The following is a 17,839-nucleotide window of genomic DNA, read 5'->3' as shown; positions in this document are numbered from 1 at the left end:
TTTTTTGTATCAATTATTTGTCAAAATGACTTTCCATGTCCAAAAGCCCCCTGAACCATACAGGTTTTCGAAGAAAACTCTGCCCCTGCTTCCAGTGCTTTCCTTATCTCTTTTTCATAAATGCTTTCTTTCATCTGTATGCCATACTTTTTCCGGCTCTCCAGAAACGAAAGCAGAAATGCCGTTGCAAATGAATCCCCTGCTCCCAGCGTATCTACTGCTTCAACCAGATGCGGCGGCTGCTCATAAAACTGCGTTCCATCAAATAGAACTGCTCCATAGCTTCCTCTTGTTGCAATTACCATTGGGCATCCAGCACGAAACATCTTCTTACAAATTTCTTCCGCATCCTCTCTCGAAACGGAACCACATGAAAGAAACGCATACGTAATATACGGAGCAACCTTTTTTACTCGTTCTTCATCGATCCACTGACCCGAAAAATCATACGATACAGAGATTCCCTGTTCTGCCAATTTAGGAAGCTGTTCATCAAAATAGCTATTATTGGTCGTGTGCACATGATCAAATGTTTTAATATACTCCAGATCTTCCACGTCCAGATTTAACGGATTTTCTTTTAATACGCCGCCTTTGTTGCTTCCGAGAAAAACACGGTCTCCGTCTACCAGCGTAACCCTCGCATAACCATTTTCTCCTTCATACTGACGGCACCGGCTGTGTTCTACCTGCAGCTCATCGAGTGTTGCTATCACATGTTCTGCAACCTCATCCCGTCCGAACACTCCCATATAAGCTGACTCTGCCCCCAGCATCCCTGCATAAACCGCAAAGTTTGCAGCCTGACCTCCCGGAAACATAAGCCTGAGATGCTCATATTTGTCGCACACATTGTCCCCAATTCCAATGACCCGCATTTTTTCATCTCCTTTGGATTGATTATATATCATTATATAATGTTATGATATCATATTATACTTATGTATGTATTTTGTCAAGTGATTTCTGCATTTTTTTACATCACTTTTTTCTAGGTACTGTTCACGCATACGTGCCCGGTAATGGAATTTCTATCATCTCCGTTTCCGTGTTCCTGATAAAAAGAAAAGGCTGACTCCTGTTAGCGCAAATTTTTCTTGCTTCCTAACCTGAATCAGCCTTTTCTTTTCAATTAATTTACTCGATTCCTATTGTAGATTCACAGACATAAAATGAGCATTTTTCTCCATTAAACACCTGATGCCCTACATAAATGGGTTCCTTCTCAGCCGTATATGCCACACTTTTGATAAAAAGCATCGAAGTTCCTTTCGCCATCTGCAAAAGCTCTGCTTCCGCTGCTGTCGCCTTGCAAAGTTCAATCCATTTTTCTGAAATTGCCACTGCTGTATGAGAGTGTTCCTTCAAAAATGTAAACAATGAATTGTCATCAAATCGTTCTTCCAGAAGAAATGCATATTTAAGTGGAAAATAGTTACGCTCAATCGCCATCGGCATACCATCCGCATAGCGGACTCTGGATATATAGATAACCTGGCTGCCTTTTTCCACATTCAGAAGCCGAGCTATCTTTTCACTCGCCGGTTCCAGCCTGTTTTCAAGCATACGTCCTCCGGCCTTCATTCCCATATGAGCACACATTTCCGAAAAACTCTGCAATTTTTTCATATCCTTAGTTACTTTGCGCTGGCAGACAAATGTTCCTTTTCCCTGTTTTTTTTCTACAAGTCCTTTTTCCACCAATTCGCTGACTGCTTTTCGAACTGTAATGATACTGACTCCAAACGATTTTGCCATTTCACCTTCCGTTTGCAGCTTTTCTCCTGGTTTATATTCACCATTACTTATTTTTTGCTCAATTTTTTCTTTTAATTGGACATACAGCGGCACTGCGGCACTACTATTTAACATTTTCTTTCTCCCTGTTCCTAATAACATGAATGATATAACTCTTTATATAACAATATAAACTATATCTAAATAAAAAGCAATCCTACATTGATGCCAATGGAAAATCTACTTCCAGGACTATTCGAAAACTTGGCACCTTAAAAGAATTGCTGGTTGAACACGGTCCTACAAGAGATGACGTTATGGCTTGGGCAAAAGAACAGGCCCGGATTGAAACAGACTATGAATTTATCACAAAACGAAAAAGCACCGCCGGAAAAGCTATATAGAATAAGCCTTTCTGCGGTGTTTTTCCAAACATTACTGTCAAAGACGGGAATATACCACCCTTTTCCAATTTTGTCAACGTCACTTTTGTCATTTTGCACAATAAGCAATTTTCTTTTTTGACAAGAAAAAGCAATTTTCACAGTTCTTTTTTACGAATCTTTCCGCTTTCAGTCTTTGGAAACTCCTTTAGAAAGACAAATTCGCGTGGAATCTCATAATCTGCCAGTCTTCCTGCCAAAAATTCCCGAATTGCCATATTGGTACAACCACATTTTCCACTGTCACTTCCGGCAATTTCTTCCCTTTCAGCTTCTTTCTCCCACACAATCCACACTTTCAGATAATCGCGCCCATGCTCATGGACTGCCTTCACTGCCGTCTCTGCCACTCCCGGAAATGTCCGCACCGCTTCTTCGACCCGGAGGGATGACACTTTTCTCCCATTTATGTTGCAGATATCATCATCCCGCCCATCAAAATAGAAGAGTCCCTCTGCATCTGTGTGACCGCAGTCCCCAATCACCGCGTCATTTCCAATTCCAAGGATTCCATACCGCGTTTTTACATGAAAATGGTCGTTTTCAATCCAGACATCCACCTCTGGAAATGCACGGCCAACCAGCGTCGTATCTTCTTTCATCTCACTTCCACGGATATAGGTAATATAGTTCAGCTCGCTGGCGCCATAATACAATGTAATCTCCGCTTCGGGAAATGCCTTTTTAAACTGCACTGCCTCCGCACCGCCCATACTCTGGGAGCCGCTGACAAAAGAAATAATCCGGTAATTGACCGCCTGTTCCCGCTCATAGATACGCCGCAGCGCCCGCAGCTTGACAGGAATCAGATAGACGCAGGTCGCCTGTTCTGCCTCGATCATCCGCTTCCAGAGGCGCGGATCAAAGGAATCCGCCGCAACGACGCTTCCGCCGGACGCAAGCTGCGCCATATAAAGGTTCAGGTTGCCCGTAAACGCCAGGCTCCCCTGCATAAACGTAATGCTTCCCTCTCCCATTTTGAAAATTTTATTCTGAAGCTTAAAAAAATCGTGCCAGCTTTCAAAGGAGCGGAACAATACTTTCTGACGACCGGAGGTTCCCGACGTCATCACACCCATATATGCCCCTTCCGGAGGTGTCACGTCACGCAATTCATCGGAAATTTTTACATCGGACGGTGCAATCACCGGAACCGTATTTCCGTCTCCATATGCCAGAAACTGAATGAGCTGATGCGCGATCGTCGGTTCCTGGATCCAGTGGATGTGACGTTTTCCCTGTTTTTCTTCTATCTCTTTCGGATGTTTCCTTACACGTTCTGCCGCCTCGATGAGCTCCCCGAACGTATAGCGCTCGTTCTCCGTGATCAGGGCTTCCCGCTCTGGCGGGTATGCCCGGAGCGCATCCAGATATGTATTTATACGTTGTGTCTGTATTTCTTTCATGATTAATTCCTGTCTTTTACTTATTTTTATATAGAACTTTTTACCAATCTGAGCTTTTAAATTTACCACATTTACTTTTTATATCATTCAAGCACTGTCTTCATCTACTTCATTACTTTCTCCACCAGAATACTGCTTCCGATCCCTCCGGCGGCTGCCACGCAGCACATTCCCAAATGCCCATTTTTATGTTCCAGTGCTTTCATCAGATGCAGCAGAATCATTGCGCCGGAGACTCCATATGGATGCCCATAGGCAAGTGCCCCGCCCCAGATATTATAACGGTCTTCAATCCCCGGAAATGCACGTTCAAATAGAACATCAATAACGGCAAACGCTTCATTGACCTCAAAAGCATCGATCTCCTGATAAGAATGCCCCGTTTTTGCAAGTATCGCCTTAGCAGCGCTGACGGCTGATTTTGGGCTCATCATCGGATCATCCCCTATCGCTGTACCAAACCGGAAACGGCATTCTGCTTTCCGTTCCTGTTCCCGCAAAAACCGTTCCGAACAAAGTACCACAAATGCCGCGCCATCGTGCATCAGGCACGCATTTGCCGCCGTGATTTTCGTGCCATTTGGAAGCAGATACGGCAGGCGGTCGATCAGACGCTGGCTCATTGTCGGACGGATTCCCTCATCCCGGCTGCTGCCGTCGATGGAAACCGTTATATCCTCCAATATTCCCTCTTTGCGCGCCTGCGCCGCCCTCTTATGGCTCCGGAGCACCCAGGTGTCCATCTCTTCCTTAGAGACATTTTCCCGGATCGCAGTCTCCTCCGCGCCCTCTAACATAACCTGCTCGCCGCGCTTTCCCGGCACAAACTGTGCAACCGTATACACCTTTCCACCGTCATACTCCGGATGGTTCGGGGACATCATGCGGTACGGCTGTACCGAAGAACTCTCCATTCCCCCGGCAATGACCAGATCCGCCATCCCGCTCTCAATCTTGGCTGCTGCCGCGCTGATCGCCTCCAGCGCCGACCCGCACTGCAGATCCAAAGTAACCGCCGGAATCCGCTCTGGAAACCCTGCCGAAAGTGCCGCCAGACGCGTGATATTGCCGCCTCCCCCGACCGCATTTCCTCCTATTATATAGTCGATCGCATCGGTTGGAAGCTCAAATCGCGAAACCACCTCCCGCAGCACCTCCGCCCCCAGCTTTTCCGCCGGGATATGACGGTACATTCCATCTTTCACCCCGATGTAACTGCGCAAACCGCCCAGAATATATACGTGATTCATACTTTTCTCCTGTTTTTCTTCTATTCCTAATTAAAATTAAAGGGATGCGGCAACGGACTCCTCATACCTCCTGGCTGCATTTCTGCACTAAAAGGCTGATTCTGTTCACTACCACATCCCATCTTTATTTTCTATCTAATTTCCAAATAAGCCCGTCCGCTTCAGCGCCTTTCCAAGTGCTACCGCTGCCACACACTTAACGATGTCCAGCGGAATAAACGGAATTATCGACTGCACGATAACTGCACCCCACGGCTGTCCGGTCACGTGTTTCATCCAGCCTGCACCGAATGCGTAAATCACCGGAATACCAACTACAATCAGGAACGCTGTCTGGAATGCAACATTTTTCCATTTCCGGCAAAACAGGGAAATCAGGAACGCTACAACCAGAAATCCGATATAGTAACCGCCGCTCGGTCCAAGCAGTTTTCCCGGTCCTGCGCTTCCGCCGCTGAATACCGGCACGCCGCATAAGCCTAACAGCAGCCAGCTCGCCATAACTAAAATGGTATCCTGTGGTGCAATCAGCAGACCGATCAGGTTGACAATCATCGTCTGCGCTGTGATCTTTGCATCCGAAAACGGAAGCGGAATCGCAATATACGAAGACACACTGATAAGAGCCAGCATCATCGCCAAAAGTGTAAGCCGCTTCGCGCTCCATGCGCCGTGTACGTTCACTGCACTTGTCTCTGAACTCATTATATATACCTCCTCAGTGATAAAATTCTAAGCCGTGTAATGCATTTTCCTATGAATCACACACAGAGAATCTTTGCTAGAAAAGAGTATATCGGAATTTCAAGGGATTGTCAACCTTGTTTTTATAAATGGTTTACATATGCGCCCATAGCTCCTCTGCACCCACTTTATCATCGGCATCCCTATTTTTCTGTAATCGAAAGAATTTCCTTTCCCTCTTGCTTCGTTCTCAGATACACCGCGTTTCTTCCCTCCTGCCCCGAATCCGACAGATATACCTCCTCATCAGGACGAAGTGGGGCAAGAAAACGTACTTCCAGAGCGGTCTGTCCCTTCATCCAGCCCTTCTTCCACAGACGAAGCAGGCAGGCATTCATAACAAGAAACCCCGGCAGAACTGCCGCTTCTCCCTGATGGATCGGATTGGTATCTGCCTCCTCCCGGAGATATTCTTCCATCTGGCTGCGGCTAAATGCCAGCGTATCATCATCCTCACTTCCCAGTTCCGTAATTGCTTTCATGAGCGGCATTTTCTCTTTTTCCGGGACAAGGACGCTCTGGCGCGGTTTTACCAGCAGCACTTCCATCTCCTCATTTTCCCGTTCCTTTTCCTCCTCCGCTGCCGCTATGCGGACCCGGATTGCCGAGCGGCCTTTTTTGATGATTTCTGGAGTTAATTTGGTATGGCAAAACTCATTCTCCCCCTGTTTGGGCTGCCAGTCCAGATGAAGTGTAGTTGTGCCTATCATCCAGCCCTCGTATCCTTCCAATGTGGAGAGAGAGCGCTCAAAGCAAAGAAGCTTCTTTTTCAATCTATCATTCACGGTATTTTCGACCTCTTCGTTATAAATTGTAAATCTGACTCGCATGCACTTTTCTCTGCTCATTATACTAGATCTGTTCCAGAATCACAATATCCGAATCTCCCGCGTCTCCCCCTGATCCACCGGAATAAATCTGTCTTTTAAGCCCGGCGTCAGCCAGATCGTGCCGCCCTCGTCAACCAGGACTGCCTCATAGTCCTGATGCGCCGCCCAGTGTGCCGCTGCCTTTTCCCGTCCCATGACAAACAGGGCGGTCGAAAGCCCATCGCAGCGCAGTCCGCACGGTCCGATGATTGTCACAGAAATCAGCCCGCTATGCGCCGGCGCCCCAGTGGACGGATCCATGATATGCCAGTAAATTGTTCCGTCATCATCCGTGAAATAGCGCTCATAGCCGCCGGAGGTAATGACCGCCTCATCCTGCACCCTGACTCCGCCCAGATAGCCGTCGCTCTCCGGATCCTTGATGCCGACATACCATTTCTCGCCATCCGGTTTTGTTCCGATCGTCTGGATATTGCCTCCAAGACTGAACAGTGCGCTTGTCACGCCGTCCTCCTTCATAGTCTTTACCACCTCATCTCCGGTAAATCCCTTTCCGACACCGCCCAGATCCACCATCATTCCCGGCTCGATCGACGCCGTATCTGCTTCTAAACCGACCAGACGATAATCGACCGATTTAAGCAGGCTTTCCCGCTCGCTCTCACTGGGGACCCGGTAATTTCCCGTTGTAAATCCCCAGCTTTGCACAACCGGATAAATTGAAATATCGAGTGCACCATCTGTTTCCGCTCCCAGCGCCAGCGCCTCCTGCATCAGATAACGCGTATCATCGGAAAGTTTCGCTGTTTTCTCCTGATTTAGATAGAAAATGTCGCTGTTTTCCTGCGTTGTCGAAAACTCCCCTTCCAGCTCCTCCACTCGCCGTTTCACTTTTTCCTGCAAATTTGCACTTCCACCGTAGGCATCAAACTGCATCACAGTATCCATCGCAAACACCGTCCAGTTCTGCCCTTCTCCCGGATTCTGGTTCGAATTTGAGGGATTTTTCTCTAAATTTTCGTTTTTTTCTACTTCTGCCACATTTTCTGCCGTCTCTTCCGTAGACGCAGATAAACGAGGACGGTCATTCTGGACCGCCCCCGTTTGATCCGGCTGCGATGAAGCACCGCAGCCACACAGCAGCAGGGTTAATAAAATCCACCACTTCTGTTTCAATTTTTACTCCTTTAAATACAACTACTCTTCTTCAGAAACAGACTCTTCTTTCTCAGAAGCATCGCCTTTACCTCCGTCGGATTCTTCCTTATCAGAAGTATCATCTTTTACGTCACCGGTCTCATCCTTCCTGGAATCATTGTCCTTAGATTCGTCCGTTTCATTCTTCTTGGAATCGTCACCAGTTTCGCCTGATTCATCTTTCGAATCATCCTTGTCAGCATCGCCTTTATCTGAAGTTTCTTCTTTCTTCTCATCCGAAGTATCCTTGGACTCGTCCGAATCCTCTTTCTTGTCCTCGTCTACTTCCGGTGCCTTGTTCGCATCGTCTGTCTCGTTCTTCTTATCGCCATCCGGTACATCTGCCTTGTTTTCGTCATTCGTCTTCGGCTCTTCCGGTGTCGTGTCCTCTGCCGGTGTTTGCTCCAGTGTGGTTACTCCCTCGGTTGGGGTGGTGACGATCTCGCTTGGGAGGACTTCGTCGGCAAGAAGCGTTTTGGATTCCTTGATTAATTTCCAGTTTTTATCAAGTTTGCACTCAATCGTTCCGTTATTCTTAGTGTAAATAAGAATTTCATTATCCTCTTCTTCACTCAATCCGGACGCTGAAACCTTTAAACAATCATAATTATCATTGCTATAAGATGTATCCGTTGCATGCGGTGCAAACTCACCACTTCCAAGGAACGAGGAAACGGATGCCTTGCTATACTCTTTTCCATTCACCTCAACCGAATCAATCTCCTTTAAGAAGGTTTTTAATTTTTCCCCCTCAACTCCATTGAAGCGAATCAGTAAATAATCGCCTGTCCAACTACGCTCTTTTACAACACTGGAAACCTCAATTTCTGTATCTGCTTTCTGGCTCTCAACTGTAACCGTGATCGACTGATTATCGTAACCTTTCGCTTCGATCACAACCTCATTCAGACCACTATCCAGTGCGCTTGTCTGAATTGTCAATGTTTTACCATTTACTGTGAATTCAAGTGCAACATCTTCCTCCTCATCATTGCCAGTTACTTTTACAGACTTAATTGCTTTCAGATACTCCTCATCACCAGTCAGAACCAGCGGTTTTCCCTCATCAACCGTAGTGCTGCCTGTCAGTTCCGGTGCTGGAAGCAGTTTCTCTTCGTCACCCGCTAACTTCATATCCTTTGTAACTGTAAAGGTAAGCTCTTTGTATCCTTCTGCCTGGATCGTTACATCGGTGCTTTCTTCGGTGCTGAAACCGTCTAAAGTGAAATCGATGCAATCAAAATCCTGTACATTGTTATATGGATCATCTGCATCTGTCATCTTCCATGTAGGGTTATACGAACTAAGGCTGTAAGTTGCTTTCGTATACTCTTTATTTCCAACTTTCACGGATGTAATCTTAGCCAGGTAATCTTTTACACTCGTTCCCTTTGAAGCCTTAAAAGAAGCACGGCCAAAATCTGGATCAAATGACCAGCTGACTTTATGTTTGCTGAACTCCACTACTTCTGGAGCTGCCATCTCTTCCTTAATTTCTTCCTCTTCCTTTTCAACCACAAATTCACATCTCAGGGCCTCTGTGTAATAATTCGAACGAAGAGTCAGCTTATAGCTTCCCGGCTGAACCTGATGGAGAATCAGCTTCTTGCCATCCCCGGATACTTCATAGTAAACCTCGTTGCTGCTGGACACGCCTTTCTTGTAGATATTTCTCTCAACAGCATCCTCCTCATCGGAAAGCAGAGTAACAGATTTCAGGTTCTTCAAGAAATCTCCCTCGCTGCCCTCAACGGTAAATTCAGCATCTGCAAAGTAGTATGTTTTCTTTCCATCTACTGTCTTCTTTGCTGAAAATGCATTTTTAGCATCCGCATAATCAACCTTCAGCGCCAGATCACTCTCCAGCACCTTATTATATGTAAATGCAATACTCTGGCTCTTATATCCCGTTGCATCAACGGTCAGCTTGTACTCCTCACCAGCCTTGAATACATCCGCATTAATGGTAATGGTGCCAGCTTCTTTGTCGATGGAATATTTGTCCTTGCTGAGTGCCTGCCAGTTTCCGTTGACAACGATACTCTGAACCGCTTCGATATACTCTGTATCCTCTGTCCGCAGGACTACCGGCTCGCCCTCTTTGTTCTGTACAACTGTAATCGCCGGTGCATCCTGACGGGAGAAGTTTCCATTGTACTGGATATCGCCGAGCAGACCATCTTCAAGAACCTCTTTTGCCGTTGCCGGATGGTTCGGATCCAGTGCTCCATTTTCACGATAATCTGCAAATGGGAGCATTCTGTTCTCTTCGTATTTCTGATTCTCGCTCTTATTTACGTAGTCTGTCCATCTGAAGAAATCATCATCTCCAGTATCAAAGACTGCATCCGGAATCGCATTGTACCACCACTCCATCACTGCCTTGGACGCATCATTTTCCATCTTGGTCTGTTCAAGGAGATGTGCATTTACAAGCAGATCTGAATCAAAAATCAGGTTTGCAGAGATTGCAGAGCTTCCTGAGCTGCTGCCGCTGGAGCTTCCACTTCCGCTGGAACCAGTCGATGCGGTGCTGATACCGTCGAATCCGTATGCCGCCATTTTCTGGCCATTGGTCTGTTCCTTCTCTTTTACCGGCTCTGCGCCCGTTGTCACCTTGAAGCTCTTGGAGAATGACCGGAAACCATTTGCATATACCGTGATCTTGTAATTGCCCTTGTATGGCAGATGGTCTGTATTATCATTGTACAGAACAAATAAATCCTGGCTGTAAAGATACCAGTCATCGATCATCTTAAGGTCGCTTACTGTTCCGTTCGGATCTTCCAGTGTCACACGCTCGATCGGTGTCTCAATTGCGTATACCAGATCGCTGACTGCAAAATGGAGATTCTTACCGGACTGCGGTGTTTCCTTAAGCTCCAGTGTCGGTACTGTCTCATTGACGACATGAATCGGGACGAGCGCGGAACCGCCTGCCGACGATACAACCCGCACATAATAACGTCCATTATTAAAGAAATTGCTCTGTCCTGTCTGGATAGTCAGCTGTCCAACGCGTCCCTGTCCGTGCGCCACATTCTTTTCACTGTCAAATACGAGACTCGAATTGATTGTGTTCTTCTGCTCATTGTATTCAACCAGTTCCAGTTTGCGGATGCCGTCAAACCACTCTTTTTCCTCATCTGTATTATAGTTAAACAGAATGGTAACGGCTGCTTTTCCATTTTTTGGAAGAACCGCATCCGGCGAATAGCTCGGATGAGTCTGTTTCTCTTCATTCAAGTTATACGTAGTCTTTTTCGGAGAAATGCGGGCATTTCCGTTTTCATCGTAATTGGTCAGATAATAGTCCCAGTAAGCAACCGGCTCATGCGTCAGAATCTTCTCAGGCAGATAGCCGTCGTTTTCCTCATATACAGCATCTTCCTGGCTCTCATTGCTCAGAACCACCGTCTCTTCCTTTGCTGCATCTTCTTTGCTGCTGACGGTTACTTTGCCCGGTGTGCCAAGAAGCGCCAGTTTTGCCATACGTCCGTCATCTGTGATCGGAGTTAAAAGATTGGTTACATCTTTTCCATCGACCTTAACGACCGTATTGCCTGCATTGTATCCCTCATCAAATGCGATCGGAAGCCACCAGCCCAGGGAATTTACTTCGGTAAGCTTTGTCTTCGTCTCATCTACCAGCGAAACCATCTGCGGCTTGTCTGGATTTTCAGTGTTTCCGTTATCTCCGGCATTTCCGCCATTCTGATTTCCGTCATTCCCGGAATTACCGTTATTTCCAGAATTACTGTTATTTCCAGAATTACTGTTGCTTCCAGAGCCCCCCGAATGGCTGCCGCCGGAACTGCCAGAATTCCCTGAACCGCCTCCTGATATGCTGCTTCCGTTGCCGTCTGCTGCCGGGCTGCTCGCGTAACCTCTATCCGCACGGGTCTGGACCTCTCCATTTTCATTGACCCACTGTCCATCCGCATTGACGCTGTAGCCGTCCGGCGTCCGACCTTCGGTGTGCATCTGACCATAGTTTTCTGCACTCAAGTTATCAAAATAATAGCATTTTCCATCAATCCACTGCCATCCGGTCACAGTCATACCTTCCGTTCCATCGGATGCAGTGCTGAAGAAATACCATTTTCCTGCATTGTCCTTCCACCAGCCGCGGCGCATCTGTCCTTCCACGCCATCGGCTGTTGTGTTCATATAGTACCGGCGTCCATCGACGGTGATCCATCCAGTCATCATCCGTCCGGTCTGCGGATCCAGATAATACCAGCCGCTCTCGGTCTTGACCCATCCAGTCTTAAGCGTTCCGTCCGTTCCCTGATATTTCCAGTCCTGTCCTTCCTGAATCCAGGCGCCGGTCTGTACTCCGGACTCCGATGCCGGTCCGGTTGAAGCATAAGCAGTACCTGCCTGCGCCGCCGCTAACACGGTCACCGCTGCCAGAATTGCCTGCCGGGATCTTCCCTTACCTTTCATACATATTCCTCCATATAATCTTTTGTAATATCGTACTCTCCGCACCGGATTAGGCATCCCTAACTCAGGTGGCCGAGGAGGTTAGTATATACTAATCCAATAAAATCTGTCAATTATTTAAATCTGTTTAAAAATGAGAATTTTTATCTATTTTTTAATCGAATTTTATTCTCAATAAAGCATTGGTTTTTTAGTTGCTAAAACTAACATGCAAATTTCTTTTTCCATTCAGCACATGTTAAGTCTCATTTTGCAGCGATTTTTCCTCCTTTTTCCCTGATATTGCCTCGCTTGCCATGAATTTTAAAAAAACATATTTTGAGAATTTTTTTCTGTTTGCTTCATTTCGTATATTTTTATCCTTTTCGCACATACTCCATCTGTAAACATTTTGTCCCATTCCAGTCCCTTCGCGGTCACTGATATTGGCTTCTCTGATAGGAGATTTACACGATGCAGATTTCTTCATCCATTGAAAATAACCGGACTTTTTTTCAAAAAAAGCTCCGACCGGACATCAGTTTTGATGTCGTAGATCGGAACCTGATGATCGGCGGACGCGATGCCTGCCTCTACTGTATTGATGGTTTTACCAAGGACGATACGCTTTTAAAAGTGCTGCAGGCGATGAGCAGCATTGAAACCGCCCAGATGCCTGACAATGCAAACGATTTTGCCGCCCTCTACCTCGCCTACGGCGAAATCGGGCTGGAAACGGATTCGGACGCGCTGATTATCCAGCTTCTCTCCGGTGTTCCTTTTCTTCTGATCGACGGGTATGCACAGGCACTCACAATAGACTGCCGCACCTATCCCGCCCGCGGAGTCAGCGAACCTGAAAAGGATAAGGTATTGCGCGGCTCGCGCGATGGTTTTGTCGAAACGCTTGTGTTCAATACGGCTCTGATCCGGCGGCGCATCCGTGATCCGAAGCTGCGGATGGAAATCATGAATATTGGGGAAAGTTCGCACACAGATATCGCCATCTGCTACATGGAAAACCGGGTGGACACCGAACTTTTAAACCGCATCCGCACCCGGATTCAAAAAGTGCATGTCGATGCCCTCTCGATGAACCAGGAAAGCCTTGCCGAATGTATTTATCCGCACAAATGGTTCAATCCGTTCCCAAAATTTCGTTTTTCAGAGCGTCCGGATACCTCCGCTGCCTCGATTCTGGAAGGAAATATCATCATTCTGGTGGACAATTCGCCATCCGCAATGATTCTGCCATCCTCTGTTTTCGATATCATCGAGGAAGCCGACGACTACTATTTTCCACCGCTGACCGGCACCTATCTGCGCCTGTCGCGGACGGTCATCTTTTTCCTGACCTTATTTCTGACACCGCTGTGGCTGCTTTTTATGCAGAATCCCGGCTGGATCCCGGAATGGCTCGCTTTTATCCGTGTCACCGACGAGATCCATGTGGCGCTGATCTATCAGCTCCTGATCCTGGAATTTGCCATCGATGGTCTGCGGCTCGCGGCAGTCAACACCCCCAGCATGCTGACGACACCGCTCAGTGTCATCGCCGGTATCGTGCTTGGAGAATACTCGGTCAAATCCGGCTGGTTCAACAGCGAGACGATGCTCTATATGGCGTTCGTCACGATCGCCAACTACTCGATGACGAGCTTCGAACTCGGCTACGCACTCAAATTCATGCGCGTCCTGCTCCTGATTCTGACCTTTTTCCTCAATCTCTGGGGCTTCATCGCAGGAACACTCATTGCCGTCGGCTGCCTTGTCTTTAACCGGACAATCGCCGGAAAAAGTTATATTTACCCGCTAATTCCATTTCACTGGAGTGAATTAAAAAAGCGGCTGCTCCGGAACCGGCTGCCGCATGAGGAGAAAAACGGGTAAGAATGTCGCATAAAATGTCCGCATACCCACAATTGCCCGGATGGTTCCGGGTACTGGCTGTGGTTTATGCGGACATTTTAACTTCTATATCTATCTTCTATTTTTCTTTCTTATACACTACCTCTTTCAGCACCTCCAGCGCCTCCTCATACCGCTCTGCCCCCATCGAGGCACAGGACAACAGGAGCTTCGGATATCCCTCTTGAAAATGATGCTCCTGTTTTTCCAAAAGCCTCCCGACCGACTCCACCGGGCGGACGGCGACGCCTGCCTGTGCCGCACGCCCGGCAATTTCCGCCGATGTAAGCGGGCTGTCAAGCTCCATGAGAACCAGAAAACCGGCATCGCCCAGATGCGTTCGCGCTTTTTCTCCAAAAATGCGCCGCACCGCATCACACAGACACTTTGCCTTTGCCGCGTACAATTTCTTGGACTTTCGGATCTGGCTTTCCAGATGTCCGTCCCGGATAAACTGGCAGAGGGCAATCTGCTCTGCCTTGGACGCCGTCTGGTTATAAAAACGCCCCCGCTCCTGATACCGTTTCAGCAGATCCGGCGGCAGGACCATGTAACTCATGCGGATCGATGGCAGAAGCAGCCTTGAAAATGTCCCCAGATACACGACGCCCCGCCCGCCGGAAAGCCCCTGCAGGGACGGTGTCGGGCGGTTATAATAGCGGAACTCACTGTTGTAATCGTCCTCAATAATCAGCATATCCTCGCGCGCCGCATCCTTTAAAAGCTTCATCCGGTCGCCCACCGGCATGACCTCGCCCCAGACTGTCATCTGAGAAGGCGTTAAATAGCAGACACTTTTTCCTGTGGATTTCATTGCCTCTGATGTCTGTTCAAATGGCATTGTTTTCATTTCTTTTGCACATACATCTGACTTTTCCGTTCCACACAAATCCATTTTAAAGGATCCGGTCCTCATCTCATTTTTTTCCCAATACGCTCTTATATCTCCGGTCCGAAACCCATAATCCTCAAAAATCTGGCGTCCCTGCCGGAACGATGGATTAAAAAACCATGCGCTGTCCCGCTCCCGCAGCATCGGGCACAAAATATGCAAGAGACTCTGCACACCCGCCCCCACTACAATACTGTCCGGCGTACAGATCACATTGCGGTGGCGCCCCAGATACGCACAGAGCGCCTCCCGGAATTCCCGCTCTCCCTGCGGTTCGCCATAAGAAAGCAGCCGTTCATCCTGGCGCAGGGCGCTCTTGACATAGCGCCGCCATAAATCAAACTGGAAGCTCTCCCGATCCACATTTGAAGACGCAAAATCATACCGGATTTCCGGGCGTTCCTCCTGACGCGGCACACCGTGCTCTATTTCCTCCCGGTTTGCAGCCGCCAGCACCGCATCCGTTACATAAAACCCGCTCTGCGGACGCGAAATGATATAGCCATCCGCCGCCAGCAGCATATACGCCGTCTCCACCGTCGTCCGCGAAAGCTGCAGCTGCAGGGAACATTTGCGGATCGACGGCAGCTTCGCTCCCGGCTTCATCTGCCCGGACACGATCAATTCTTTGTAATATTCATATACTCTCAGATACCGGCTCTGTCCCGGTTCGCTTAAATTCAGTTCCATCGTATTTCCTCTATCTATTTATGTAAACGGCGATGCACCGCATCGATCATCCGCATCATCCCATATCCCAGACAACCGCCCCTCTTTCCGTCTTCACAATATTTTTCATCTCCACCACTTGTACCCCCTTATACCCAACTGCCTTCCTCAATTATACCGTTTTCTCCTGCTTATAGGCAATCCCCAAAATTGAGTACTGTTACTGTTCACGCATACGTGCCCAGTAACGGAAATTCCGAGGAAGAAATCAAAGATCCGCTTCTTCCTAAGAAAGAAGAGATCCCCGCATATTCTCTCCACACGGCTGTTCTATTAAATCCTCTATACAGATTTTTATTTTTCATTTGCGTTGATTTTTCACAAAAATGCGGATATAATATATTATAACAAGGATTTAGGAGGTTGTTTTATGCTGATTCAATTTAGTGTAGAGAACTTTCTCTCTATCAAAGATAATGTCGTGTTATCCCTGCTTGCCAGTAAGGATAACGAACATCCAGAGCACCTGATTGTGGACGGAAACAAAAAGCATTTGAAGTCTGCTGTGATTTACGGCGCCAATGCTTCTGGAAAGTCCAATGTCTTGAATGCGTTTTGGTTCATGGTAAATTATGTGCTGACTTCGCATAACCAGCAGCTCCACAAAACCATTGAGCGTTCGCCTTTCAAGTTTGACCGGGAAACACCCTCTCGCCCCAGCAGCTTTGAGGTCATCTTCACCACAAATGGCATCCGCTATGCGTATGGCTTTTCTGTAACAGACAAAGCTGTTATCGAAGAATATCTGTATTACTATCCCAATGGCAGGCAGGCACTCATTTTTGAGCGAAAAGACACAAAAGATTTTCGCTTTACCGTTGATGTCGATGAACAAAACACTCTCAAGGATCGCACTTCGGCCAACAAGCTCTATCTGTCTGTCGCATCAAACTGGAGCTATTCCAAAGTGATTCCAGTTCTGGAATGGTTTGCTTCCTGCCAGATCATCACGAAACATTCTGTTGCAGACGCCTACGGCCTTGAAGCAGAACAACTCAAAGAGGATGACTACCGGCATGTGATCGCCTCTATGCTGCGTGTTGCAGATTTTGGCATACAATCCCTTCAGATGCGTGATGCAGAATCCGCTCCTTCTCAGCGTAATGATATCTTTACCAATATTGAGGCCATTCACACGGTACAGGATACAGAGGGAAATACTTCTTCCTACGCGCTGAACATGGCAGAGGAATCTGATGGCACCAACAGTTATTTCAAACTGATCGGTGTTGTAAAAAAGGTGCTGGATGAAGGAACTCTTCTTGTCGCTGACGAGATGGACGCTCATCTGCATCCTCTTCTGACAAAGCATCTGGTCTCACTTTTTAACAGTGTGGAGTTCAATCCAAATGGAGCCCAGTTGATTTTCACATCACACAACACCAATCTTCTTGACCTGGATGTACTGAGGAGAGATCAGATTTGGTTTACCGAAAAAGACGAGCAAACAGCGGCTACCGATCTGTTCTCCCTTTACGATTTTTCCATCCGCAAGGATGCTAAGGTGGAGAAGGGCTATCTGATTGGCCGTTATGGTGCGATCCCCTTTATCAAGGGAAGGCTGTAAAATGGCACGTGGAAAAATTGAAAAGCGTGGACAGCGACGCAGAAAAATAAAGACTGTCATTCTGATTGTAACGGAGGGTTCTCAAACTGAGCCTAAGTATTTTTAACACTACCGCAACCGTCAGACAAACATTGATATTCGTGTAGTAGGAAGCCGCACCAGCGGAGGTGAAACAGATTATCTCAGCCTGATCCGGAAAGCCGTGGAATACCATCTTCAAAATGACAGCAGCAAACCGTTTGGAATTGCTGTCAATCCATTTACCGACATCCATCAGCTGGTGGAATCACTGCTATAATGTTTCAAAGAAACATGGTTGGCATAAAATTGTCTCTACATTGGCACAGTCCTGCCCTTTCGCCGTAAATCCATATCTGTTATACTTGGTACAGTCAAAACTTTGCATAGCAGCCGCTCCGGTTTGGAGCGGCTGTTGTCAATTTCAGTAAAGGTGGTGGTTTCTATTCTATTTCAAAAAGCCCGGAAAGTGCTGAACAACGAGCGGGGCGAGATCAACTATTTCAGTACGATACTGCTGCGTTTATAAAGCTGGAGCAAATAATCTTTTCTGCGACGCTTGACCGCCGACACCAAATATGCTGTAAATGTGAACCATCCCACATTCAATCAAATTAAAAAGAGACACGGCATAAATTATTCTGATAGATTTTACATCAGATTTCTTTATGCCGTGCCTTTTATGTTATT

At 47.2% G+C, this 17,839-nt stretch carries 11 protein-coding genes; 2 read left to right on the top strand and 9 right to left on the bottom strand.

Annotation, left to right across the window (positions count from 1 at the left end; genetic code table 11):
- Nucleotides 1-20: 20 nt before the first annotated feature.
- From DXC57_RS14450 to DXC57_RS14415, 8 genes are all read right to left on the bottom strand, one after another.
- Nucleotides 21-878, bottom strand: coding sequence for a fructoselysine 6-kinase (locus DXC57_RS14450; RefSeq protein WP_022360186.1), 858 nt, complete (start codon nucleotides 876-878; stop codon nucleotides 21-23).
- 259 nt (nucleotides 879-1,137) lie between these two features.
- Complete coding sequence (locus tag DXC57_RS14445) at nucleotides 1,138-1,872, bottom strand: GntR family transcriptional regulator (RefSeq protein WP_118653276.1); 735 nt, start codon at nucleotides 1,870-1,872, stop codon at nucleotides 1,138-1,140.
- 406 nt (nucleotides 1,873-2,278) lie between these two features.
- Nucleotides 2,279-3,586, bottom strand: a complete 1,308-nt coding sequence (locus tag DXC57_RS14440; RefSeq protein WP_118653274.1) for an AMP-binding protein — start codon at nucleotides 3,584-3,586, stop codon at nucleotides 2,279-2,281.
- Between the two features lie 104 nt (nucleotides 3,587-3,690).
- Nucleotides 3,691-4,836, bottom strand: coding sequence for an acetyl-CoA C-acyltransferase (locus tag DXC57_RS14435; RefSeq protein ID WP_118653272.1), 1,146 nt, complete (start codon nucleotides 4,834-4,836; stop codon nucleotides 3,691-3,693).
- Nucleotides 4,837-4,971: 135 nt separating this feature from the next.
- Nucleotides 4,972-5,541 carry a biotin transporter BioY gene (locus DXC57_RS14430; protein WP_022360190.1) on the bottom strand — a complete coding sequence of 190 codons (570 nt, stop codon included), beginning with the start codon at nucleotides 5,539-5,541 and terminating at the stop codon, nucleotides 4,972-4,974.
- Nucleotides 5,542-5,723: 182 nt separating this feature from the next.
- Nucleotides 5,724-6,410, bottom strand: a complete 687-nt coding sequence (locus tag DXC57_RS14425; protein WP_118653270.1) for a hypothetical protein — start codon at nucleotides 6,408-6,410, stop codon at nucleotides 5,724-5,726.
- A 39-nt stretch (nucleotides 6,411-6,449) separates the two neighbouring features.
- The gene (locus DXC57_RS14420) at nucleotides 6,450-7,586 is read right to left on the bottom strand and encodes an FAD:protein FMN transferase (protein ID WP_243101492.1); all 1,137 of its coding nucleotides are present in this window, start codon (nucleotides 7,584-7,586) and stop codon (nucleotides 6,450-6,452) included.
- 21 nt (nucleotides 7,587-7,607) lie between these two features.
- Nucleotides 7,608-12,056, bottom strand: coding sequence for a hemoblobin-interacting domain-containing protein (locus DXC57_RS14415; protein ID WP_147354110.1), 4,449 nt, complete (start codon nucleotides 12,054-12,056; stop codon nucleotides 7,608-7,610).
- Nucleotides 12,057-12,509: 453 nt separating this feature from the next.
- Between DXC57_RS14415 and DXC57_RS14410 the strand changes: the two genes are divergently transcribed.
- The gene (locus DXC57_RS14410) at nucleotides 12,510-13,925 is read left to right on the top strand and encodes a spore germination protein (RefSeq protein WP_022360194.1); all 1,416 of its coding nucleotides are present in this window, start codon (nucleotides 12,510-12,512) and stop codon (nucleotides 13,923-13,925) included.
- 97 nt (nucleotides 13,926-14,022) lie between these two features.
- Here the strand turns inward: DXC57_RS14410 and DXC57_RS14405 are convergent, their stop codons facing one another.
- Complete coding sequence (locus DXC57_RS14405; RefSeq protein WP_118653266.1) at nucleotides 14,023-15,525, bottom strand: PLP-dependent aminotransferase family protein; 1,503 nt, start codon at nucleotides 15,523-15,525, stop codon at nucleotides 14,023-14,025.
- A 409-nt stretch (nucleotides 15,526-15,934) separates the two neighbouring features.
- Here DXC57_RS14405 and DXC57_RS14400 point away from each other — a divergent pair, with 409 nt between their 5' ends.
- Nucleotides 15,935-17,131, top strand: a complete 1,197-nt coding sequence (locus DXC57_RS14400) for an ATP-binding protein (protein WP_118653264.1) — start codon at nucleotides 15,935-15,937, stop codon at nucleotides 17,129-17,131.
- The last annotated feature ends 708 nt before the right edge of the window (nucleotides 17,132-17,839 follow it).

The organism is Clostridium sp. TF06-15AC (assembly GCF_003481165.1).
GTDB lineage: Bacteria > Bacillota > Clostridia > Lachnospirales > Lachnospiraceae > Otoolea > Otoolea fessa.
Note: the sequence above shows the minus strand (reverse complement) of the source record. Positions and strands in the feature narration are given on the sequence as shown.